1 protein-coding gene is annotated in these 961 nt (G+C 43.8%); it reads right to left on the reverse strand.

Annotated elements, in window-relative coordinates:
• Window positions 1-840: AarF/ABC1/UbiB kinase family protein (locus tag A3739_RS26160; RefSeq protein WP_231877153.1), on the reverse strand; the 840-nt coding region annotated here is incomplete at its 3' end.
• Between the last annotated feature and the right edge of the window lie 121 nt (window positions 841-961).

The raw sequence follows: 961 nt of genomic DNA on the forward strand, positions 1-961 counted from the left end.
CTCCATCGCATCAACATGAAGTTTTGACTCGCCGTAATTAAAAGGTTGTCCGGCAAATGGCTGAAAAAAAATGTCCCGCCAAAGTTTATAGAAGTCAGAACCAGGACTTGCTTTATTTGCCACGCGCGCCCCGAGTCTTATCAAGGCCTCATCCAAGGCTGCATAATCCTCGTCGATAGCACTAACGACCGAATCTCGATAGGCCTGAACAATTTCAGGCTTCAACTCTTTGATACAACCAAAATCATAAATAATGATTGAGCCATCGGGTCGAAATGCAAAATTACCGGGGTGTGGATCACCATGAATGCACTGACCAGAAAACAATTGATCACTCAACATTTTAAAGACCCGCTCAGCAATCACAGATCTTTGCTGCTCGGTATATCCCAGCGAAACAAGATCTTCGGCCGCATCACCCTCAACTAACCCCAGTGTTAAAACACGCTTTGTGGAATATTTATCGAAGACTTCGGGTATTATTATCCCTTCGTCTTTCGAGTGAAACTGAGCAAAACGATTTAAGTTATGAGCTTCTAAAGTGTAATCGAGCTCTTCTTTTAAACGATCTCTTAATTCATTAAACAACGCGTCGACACTTTCTTTTGGCATTTTTAATAAACCGCCAAGCTTGAGTGTGAGTTTTAATTGCTTTAAATCTGAATCAACAGAACGGTCTACTCCCGGATATTGCACCTTAACGATGACGTCTTCGCCGTTTAAAGTGACCGCCCGGTGTACTTGACCTATAGAGGCCGCCGCGTAGGGTTCTTCGTCAAAAGTCTTAAATAGATCGGTGATAGGCTTACCTAATTCTGACTCGACTTGCTCTTTAATCACTGAAAACTCGACAGGGGCGCTTGCTTCTGGAGCTTCTTCAAGGCTTGCGAGAATTCCTCAGGGAGAAAATCTTGAGTCTGAGAGACGATCTGACCGACTTTCATTACCGCGCCTTTCAACT

This window comes from Oleiphilus sp. HI0067, assembly GCF_001635735.1.